The sequence below is a fragment of the Dyadobacter sp. genome (assembly GCF_051859145.1).
Classification (GTDB): Bacteria; Bacteroidota; Bacteroidia; order Cytophagales; family Spirosomataceae; genus Dyadobacter.
This window is the reverse complement of sequence record NZ_JBHYGF010000166.1, coordinates 1-8473: the sequence shown is the minus strand read 5'-3', so window position 1 is coordinate 8473 and position 8473 is coordinate 1. Positions and strand designations below refer to the sequence as shown.

Here is an 8473-nt window from a genome sequence, read left to right as displayed (position 1 = left end):
TGAAGACCTGGCCTCCTGAAACCAGAGGTGCTTGTCGGAGGTATGGTTAACCACCAGGTCAATGATCACTTTGATACCCAGTTGTCTGGCTTTATGGATGAAATTGACAAAATCCCCGCTCGATCCATGCCTGGGATCTACGCCATAAAAGTCACTGATATCGTAGCCATTATCGCGGTTGGGTGTGGGCTGAAACGGCGCAAGCCAGATCGTGTCCAGTCCCATTGCATGTAAATAATCCAGACGGTTGCACAAGCCCTCAAAATCGCCGATACCATCATTGTTACCGTCCATAAAGGTTTCAAGGTCAAGACTATAAATGACCGCGTTCTTGTACCAAAGCTCTTCAAGCATTTTGTTTTAAGTTTTGTTGAGAAAAGAATTTTTAATCAAAATCAGCCTGCACCCACTCGGCAATGTCATTGGTATTGTGCGTAATCAGCTCAGGCGCGTATATTTCGACAAACATCTGATTCTGTTCATCAAACTCGCCTTCGCGCCATTCTTCTTCATCGTGCCGCCTGAATCTGACAAGCGTTCCATTTTCCGGCCATTTCATTTCCATAAATTAAAAAGCTGACAAATGCATGGTAACGTCACCATACTCTTGCCAGCTTACTGCGAAAACCTTGCCGGGCGTTCCTTGCTTCCCGTTCAATTTTCCCTGCTATACATATTAAAAGCTAATAGATGCTTCTTGAAAATGGACTCAAACCGTCGCGCTTCATCTTCCTGCCTCGCCCGCCTGCATTCCTGAACAAGGGTTTGCAGAATGTATAAATCTGTATTGGCCTCCCTGCTTGCCGCACCACCGTTCTCTTTGACCCACGTGAGATTTTCGTCAGCCCTCAGCGCCATTGTTCTTGCAGAATCCAGCGCTTTCTTTTTCTCACCGACATCAAACAAAACACCTACAAAGCCAGCCGAGATCTGGTCGAATGGAATAGTATCGTCAGGCATTACCCGCATGGCTTTGTCTGCAACCTGGCGCGCCTTTTCTACTTTTTGCTCCGCGATCAGTTGCTCGGCGAGCCTCAGAAAAGATAGTCTGGCTGTAAACACCGGTGAGCCGCGGTAGGTATCGTCATAATAAACACAGGGATTGCCGGTTTCCCGCCAAAAGGTCTTGTGCATCATGTTTTCAAACATAATATCAGAATTGACATAACCGTCAGTCGCACCCGGAACACGCACGGGCAGCAAGCGGTAAGCATATCCTTCCAACTGTAAATACTCCTGCAAGCCGAGGTTATGCGAAGATCCCATCGTGGAAGAGAAATAGACGGGCCTTTTCCAGTTATTGCTTGCAATGATATCCAGTATCACCAGATCACTTTTAATCAAATCCTTTTTCCCGATCTGCCAGCTGATGGAGTCAGTGACAAATGGGACCAGGTCTTTGCTGACGATGTTCATTGCTTTCACCTGTTTCGAATCAACGGGCAAAAACAGGTTAGCGGAAGGTAAAATGGAGGTCATATCACCGCTGGTAAGCGGCACCTGAATCGCCTTATTTTGCTGCTGGACCAGTTCCAGGTATTCTTTCAGGTTAATCCCTGCTTTTACAGAAGGTATCTCGTAAAAAGGAATGAACTCGTTTTTGCCCCTTGCATATGCATTGCTGTCCAGCGATAGCGGCAACGCCTCTGATTGGTTTGTTTTCCTTTTTAGCTGACTTATGTACCAGTCAATGCCCAGGAAAGTCTGCACGCAAACGCGCACATCCGTTCTGAAACCTTCCACCTCCTGCACATACCACAACGGAAAAGTATCATTATCTCCACCGGTAAACAGGATCGCATTTGGCGCACAGGAGTTGAGCAGGTTTCTTGCAAAATCAACAGAATGATATCGGTTGCTCCTATCGTGATTATCCCAACCTTTGGTAACCAATATCACCGGCACCGACAAGCCTGCTGCAATAGCGATACTGCTCCTCCATGCATTTTTCCGAACCAGCCTTTCCAGCATGGAAGCAATAGCGAGTACGCCTACCCCGATCCACATGGAAAAGACGTAAAAGGAACCCACATATATGTAATCCCGCTCACGAGGCTCGCTGGGCGGGGAATTGAGATAGAAAACCAATGCGAGTCCGGTCAGAAGAAATAGTAATCCGAGTACGAGGAGATCTTTCCGGCTACGCCGGTACATATAAAGGAAACCTGCTATCCCAAGCAGAATGGGCAGCATAAAAAAGTTGTTATGTGCCCGGTTGGAGGCAATGGAACCCGGGTAACCTGACGCTTTCCACGGCAAGAGCGTACCTGCTCCTTCCCGGTCACTTTCGCGGCCCATAAAATTCCAGAGGAAATACCGCCAGTACATGTGACCAAACTGATGCGAGAACATATACGCAAGATTATGCCGCAAGCCTGGTTGCTGCCCCGGAGCCAGTCCGGTCATTTGCTGGTAAAGCTGCGGATGCCCGGGTTGCGAACTGTACATACGTGGCAGAAGCATTTTGCTCCCTGGTGTGTATTCGTATTCCGGACGGTGATCAATAATGACATACTTTCCATCCTTTTTTGCGTAAACAGGTTCGCCGCGTTTCTGGCTTATCGGATTGGAAACGAACGACGGGCCGTAAAGCAATGGGCGGCTTTCATACTGCTCCCGTTTGAGATAAGAAACAAATCGCAGTACATCACTGGGATCGTTTTCATTGATTGGAGGATTGTACCCGGAACGAACCAAAACCAGTACGTAAGATGAATAGCCTGTCAGCAGGAAGGCTAGTGAAAGCAAAGCTGTGTTCAACAGCGCCTTTCCGGCTTTTTGTGAAGCAAAGATTCCCCAGGCTAGTGTGCCCAGCAACAAGAATATAAAGACGACAATTCCATAGTTATAGGGCAAGCCCAGTGTGTTTACGAAAAAGATCTCGAATTTGCCCGCCAGGCCGGGAAGCCCGGGAATAATGCCTGTATTAATAATGCCCAAAATTATTAAGCCAATTAGAAAAGCGGCGACACCGCCTGTTAGGGTAGGTTTTTGGTTTATTTTGAAATAATAAATCAATGCAAGCGCCGGCAATGCAACCAGGTTCAGCAAATGCACGCCAATGGAAAGCCCGACGAGATAGGCAATGAAGATCAGCCAGCGATTAGCCACAGCAGGATCTTCTATTTTCTCCCATTTGAAAGCCGCCCAGATCACGACCGCAGTGAAGAAAGAAGACAATCCGTAGACCTCTGCTTCCAGGGCCGAGAACCAGAACGAATCGGACCACGCGTAAGCCAGGGCACCTACCACACCCGACGCGGTAACAAGTGTTGATTCGCTGGATGACAGTTCACTTTCTGCTTTATCGATGAGCTTCAGGGCAAGTAGCACAATCGTTTTGAACAGAAAGAAAATCGTGAATGCACTGCTCACGACCGACACCATATTGACCCAGTAAGCGACCCGTGTCACATCGTTTAAAGCAAGTAGTGAAAACAGGCGGCCGATGAGCAGGAACAATGGCGAGCCGGGCGGGTGCGGGACCTGCAATTTGAATGCACAAGCAATGAATTCACCACAGTCCCAGAAGCTTGCAGTGCGCTCCATTGTGATGATGTAAGTCACCAAAGTACCGGCAAAAAGTGCCCAGGCGGTGTATAGATTAAGTTTTTGAAAGGAGATCATCGTGAATAGTTTTGGCCGGATTAGAAGATCAGCCAAAACTATTCAATGCATTTCTGCGGGTGTGTACCGGTTTTCTTAAAAAAAGTTAAGCTGATCTGGCAATAGCCGGACTTTAACTTTCTTTAACAGGGGCAGGTAACCCTGAGGATGCCGGGCCGCATTAATACTACGGTTAGCTGATGATAAGGAATAAAATACTGTAAATAATCGACAGCCAGAGCAACGAACCGGTCAGTACGGTAAGCACTACGGTTCCAAGGAATGGTAGCTCCGCTTGTTTAGCGTAGGTAACTGAGGTTTCCATTTCAAACAACACTTATTAATGATAGAAGAGATAATTGGATTATAAAGATGCAATACGATACTATGCTACTTTCTGGTTTTTGTAAATTTCAACTTTTTTAAACAATTCAAGAATATTTGTAACATTTAGCTTTTCGAAAATCCTAGCCTTATAAGTACTTACCGTACTTTCCTTGATGTTGAGGTCAGTTGCAATATCCTTCGTCCACTTACCAACCAGCAGCATATCCATGATTTCCAGCTCTCTGCTGGACAAAATTTCAAGAGGACTTTGCTTATGGTCTTTTTCAAGCATACTGTTGCTCACCAGCTGATGCTGAACAACCTTGCTGATATAAGTACCGCCGCTCAGAACAGCCGTAATTGCTTTTTCAAGTTCGTCATTGGAAGCGTCTTTGGGCAGGTAGCCGCTCGCGCCTGCCTTGTAGTAATGCAAGGCATACAGCTCCTCGTCCTGTGACGAGAAAATGAGGATTTTTACTTTGCTCTGAATACTCCTGATTTTGCCAATCATATTAAATCCTTCACCACCCGGAATCTTGATATCCAGTATCACCAGATCAAAAAACCGGCTTTGCAGGTGCCGAAGTGTTTCGTTGAAACTACCGGATTCTACAACCGACACCGGGTTCATAAAATCCTCTATCAGCAGCTTTACACCCATTCGCACAATAGAATGGTCTTCAACAAGTAAAATTGTTTTCATCAAATAGATTATTGCTTTAAACCAAGATAAAGTTAATTTATAGCGACGAGAATTGCTTGTAGAAATTTCGCTACTGAGGATTATTCTTTGAAAAAATAATGCGAATCGAAGTTCCGCTGAAACTAGAAGGCTCGGCGAGGAGACTGGCGTGTATGAGGCTGCTGATTTCCTTCACGATCAGCAAGCCCATTCCAAAGCTTTGGGGATTGTGTTCCGGCCCGGGAACCCTGTGCGTACTATTGATCCAATCCATGATCCCCGAATCCATTCCCGGGCCGGTGTCGGTCACAATCAGGTGCAGTTGATTGCGATGGTCCTCGCAGGTGATTTTGATCTGGCCCTGTGAGGTTACCTTGTTGGCATTGTCGATCAGGTTGTGCAGGATAATGCCTACGAGTTGAAGGTTACTTTTGAGGATTACACCAGATTCTACTGCATTGACAAGCGAATTGCATTGACTTTCCGCCTGTTCAGCAAAAATTTCAAGCTTCTGTTCCACCAGCTCGCACACATCCAGGTAAGCAAAGTTTACACCGGTATTCTTGTACCTGAACTCCGTGTACTCCAGCAGGTTTTTCATGAAGTTATAAAGCCGGTAACTTGACTGGCTGATCGCACGCACAGTTGGCAGGTCGGGATAGTTCTTAGCGAGGCGCCCGGTTGTGGTCATCAAAAAACGCAGTGGACTTTTAATATCATGGGAGATACTCGCGAGCAGGTGCTTCTGATGCACAAATTCTTCCTGCTGCTTGATCTGTGCCTGTTCCAGTTTCCCGATATTTTCAGTCAATTCAATGGTACGCGCATCCAGCACCTCCATGGTCGCATGGAAGGAGCTAAAAAAATAGTAATGGATCAGCACCAGGAAAAAGAAATCGTTGGCCAGGAAAAGAGACGCCGCGAAGCTTCCTGAACCAAGCGGCCCAAGCGGGATCTCCGCCCCTACCGTGTTCCCCAAACCCAGGTAAAGCACAAACGCAGCCAGTGCAATGGCAGAATAAATGAGGCCGAGGCGATTGCCCAGCCCGTAAAAGGCGCAGACGCTCGCAATAGCCGCATATTGAATGGTGACCAGGTTCAGCGTCTTATCGACGATAAACAAGTTGGTCCACAAGATGGAAAGGAAAACAATTATGGCTGTATGAATAGCTGTACGCCAGTGTAATCCCAGCGTTAATGCAATGTAGAATAACAACGAAACGCAGAACAACACCGCAATCCTGACACTCTGCTGCCCGTAATTCTGTAAGAGAAAGAAAACCAACAAAACACCGGTAGACAAAATCCTTAAATGAAGGATATAAGCCAGCACGCGTATACGGACCCGATCTAACGTATTTACCTCAGTAGCTAGCTGTTTGCGGACCGGCCATTCCAGAAATGATGAAGTCATGTGCACATATTACATAGTCGTCCCTTGTACCAACAATCAAATACAAAGGGAGGGTAAAAGAATGCACATCAGAATGCAAACAGCCAAAACTAGCTAAAAATACGAAATGGCGATGTAGATAAATTTCTACAAAAGAAATTAGCAATATCTAATCGTAAAGTTCAAATGCTGTGCTATACTTGTATGGACAATGGTTACTGATACAAGCTGTCGCAAAGGCGCATTGAAGTGGACCGGATTGATTTGTTTATAAACGTTGAGTATATCTTACACCTTCCGGTATTTGCCGCGAAGGTGTTTTGTATTTGGCCGGCTGCCAAAAAGTTTATTGTTGTAGGAAGAGGAACGAGAGTACTTAGTGGGGATTTGCAATGCAGGACTTCTGGAAAGTACCGGAAGATAAACTACGCTAAGTCGGAAGCGGCCGACTACCTTTTGTCTGTATTTTCCTTAGCCTGCTTTTTCGACTTTTTCACTTCTCCCGGTGTGAATTCGCCGTTGATCCATCTTACAAAATTCTTGGATTGAACCTGGTAAACCTGAGCTGACAATGGTTTCAGATCTGACTTTTCAATTTCCGTAAGATAGTCGGCAAGAAGCCTGTTAATTTCGTCTAAATACTTACTCTGCGTTTTCATGCGGGTTTGTTGTAGTGTTTACTGGTTAAAGGAATTTTCCGATATGTAATGGACATTATCGGCTAACTAAGCAGTTACAATGATACTTTATTCATATTAATGGCAGAGTAAGTTTGTGGTGAGGCGGGCAAAATCAAGGGTGTAGCTACCCGTTCGTGGGGGCACAATTATCCAACGCTTCAACCTTTTGGTTAACTGCAAATGCCAAGTACAACTTAGCACCCCACTATTTAACTAAGCAGAGAGGAGCGAAATACTTCGGATAGACTTTTGTTACGGCTTTACATGGAGGCGAATGGAATAGCCCCGGCCTAGTCGCATATGCACAAGCAGGCAAGCGCCGCCTTGGCCCGCGTGAAGTTATACTCTCGTGAAAGGGCCGGATTGGAAACTTTCAGCTTGCTTCCATCTGCGGATCTCTCAATAAGGAGGTTGACGGGATAGTTGATCATTTAAGCGCCGGTACCCGTAAAGTAAACCGCGTTAATGGAGCGCTTCTCACCTGCCGGAAATTTCACAGCACGAAAAACAACCTCGTAACAGCACCCACCTGTAATCCTGTAATTGTCTCTGTCCGGCACCATTGCGATGCAGCCATCGGACCAGATTTCAGTCGGGGTGATCTTGTCGTCAGACTTACATCCGATAAACAGAACAATTAAAAGAGAGGTAATGGATGCCAGCTTTTTCATATTGGAAGTGTTAGGAACAACCAGGAGACTAGCATTTTCGGGAAAAGGTTGGAAACGGGACATTGCCGGAAGAAATCTCCCGGCAATGTCCCGTTTTCATGGCTAAAATAAATGCTACTTTCTCTGTCTCAGATACACATTGTTACTGATGGATTCCAGTCGGACATCGGGCCCGCCTCCCTTGAAGGTACCTTCCAGCAAGTAACCTACTATCGGGTTCTTGTCTCTTTTGGTTTTAAAATCAATATCAAGATCAGAGTAAACTTCGCCGGTGATGGTCTTCATAGCCACATTCGCGCCTTTGGAATTTGGCCAGCTCATATCTACATATCCGCTGATTGTTTTTGCCAATACCTGGCTGCTCGCATCCTGGATATCAATGTTGCCGTCGATCGTTTCCAGTTTCAGCCTGGCATTGCGCGGGAGAAAAACGTGGTAGTGGATTTCCTTGCAAAGGTACCGCGCATCACCATCCTTATCTGTCCAGTAACCCGACTTCGTGTCCGGACAGTCGGACTTGCGGCTTTGTTTCAGCAGATTTTCATCAAAATCCGTTTTAAGTTTCACCTCGCCGGCTGTCTGACTTGATTCGATCAACAGCGCATCATTCAGCCGGCCGCCATTGATAGTAATATCCATTTTCACAAGCGCCTCCTGCTTATCCCAGTAACGCACCACAATGCTATCGGCAAATTTCAGTTCGAGGTTAACGGTTTGTCCGTTTTTAAAAGGCAGTACTTTATCTACTTTCTTCTGCGCCAGAAGCGGAGCAGCTAAAAGACACAGGCAAATGATCAGGTTTAGATTTTTCATGGTGGCCAAGGTTTATTTCTGTTTGCGTATATAAATGTTGCTGCTGATCGTGTTAAGCTGAACTTCAACACCCCCGCCATTGGTGGAACCTTCGATGTTGCTTGCCCCGCCTAGTATGGATAGTCCGTCTTTCGTATTTTTCACACCCAGGTCAAAGTCCGTGTACATTTCTCCGTTGATAGAGCGCAGCTTCATGTTCGACTTGGTTGTGGCGGGAAGCGTCATATCTATTTCCCCGCTGATCGTCGAAATCGCAGTAGGCTTGCTCTGGCTCAAAGCGGAAAAAACCACATTTACATTG

Annotated in this window: 8 protein-coding genes and 1 pseudogene; all 9 read right to left on the bottom strand. The window is 46.2% G+C overall.

Features of this window, described 5'->3' with window-relative positions:
* Positions 1-354, bottom strand: a 354-nt coding sequence (locus ACTIE6_RS11120; RefSeq protein WP_439556699.1) for an alpha-amylase family glycosyl hydrolase, incomplete at its 3' end; no start/stop codon positions are given.
* Between the two features lie 31 nt (positions 355-385).
* The gene (locus tag ACTIE6_RS11115; RefSeq protein WP_056286742.1) at positions 386-565 is read right to left on the bottom strand and encodes a hypothetical protein; all 180 of its coding nucleotides are present in this window, start codon (positions 563-565) and stop codon (positions 386-388) included.
* A gap of 89 nt (positions 566-654) precedes the next feature.
* A complete protein-coding gene (locus ACTIE6_RS11110; RefSeq protein ID WP_439556698.1) occupies positions 655-3627 on the bottom strand; it encodes a glycosyltransferase family 117 protein in 2973 nt (990 codons plus the stop codon).
* A gap of 364 nt (positions 3628-3991) precedes the next feature.
* Complete coding sequence (locus tag ACTIE6_RS11105) at positions 3992-4636, bottom strand: response regulator (RefSeq protein ID WP_439556697.1); 645 nt, start codon at positions 4634-4636, stop codon at positions 3992-3994.
* Between the two features lie 70 nt (positions 4637-4706).
* A complete protein-coding gene (locus ACTIE6_RS11100; RefSeq protein WP_439556696.1) occupies positions 4707-6029 on the bottom strand; it encodes a sensor histidine kinase in 1323 nt (440 codons plus the stop codon).
* A 428-nt stretch (positions 6030-6457) separates the two neighbouring features.
* Complete coding sequence (locus ACTIE6_RS11095) at positions 6458-6667, bottom strand: hypothetical protein (protein WP_439556695.1); 210 nt, start codon at positions 6665-6667, stop codon at positions 6458-6460.
* Positions 6668-7119: 452 nt separating this feature from the next.
* Positions 7120-7359: a hypothetical protein gene (locus ACTIE6_RS11090; RefSeq protein ID WP_439556694.1), complete on the bottom strand. Its 240-nt coding sequence runs from the start codon at positions 7357-7359 to the stop codon at positions 7120-7122.
* 114 nt (positions 7360-7473) lie between these two features.
* The gene (locus ACTIE6_RS11085) at positions 7474-8172 is read right to left on the bottom strand and encodes a hypothetical protein (protein WP_439556693.1); all 699 of its coding nucleotides are present in this window, start codon (positions 8170-8172) and stop codon (positions 7474-7476) included.
* 12 nt (positions 8173-8184) lie between these two features.
* Positions 8185-8473: pseudogene (locus ACTIE6_RS11080) on the bottom strand (DUF4097 family beta strand repeat-containing protein); the annotation flags it as partial.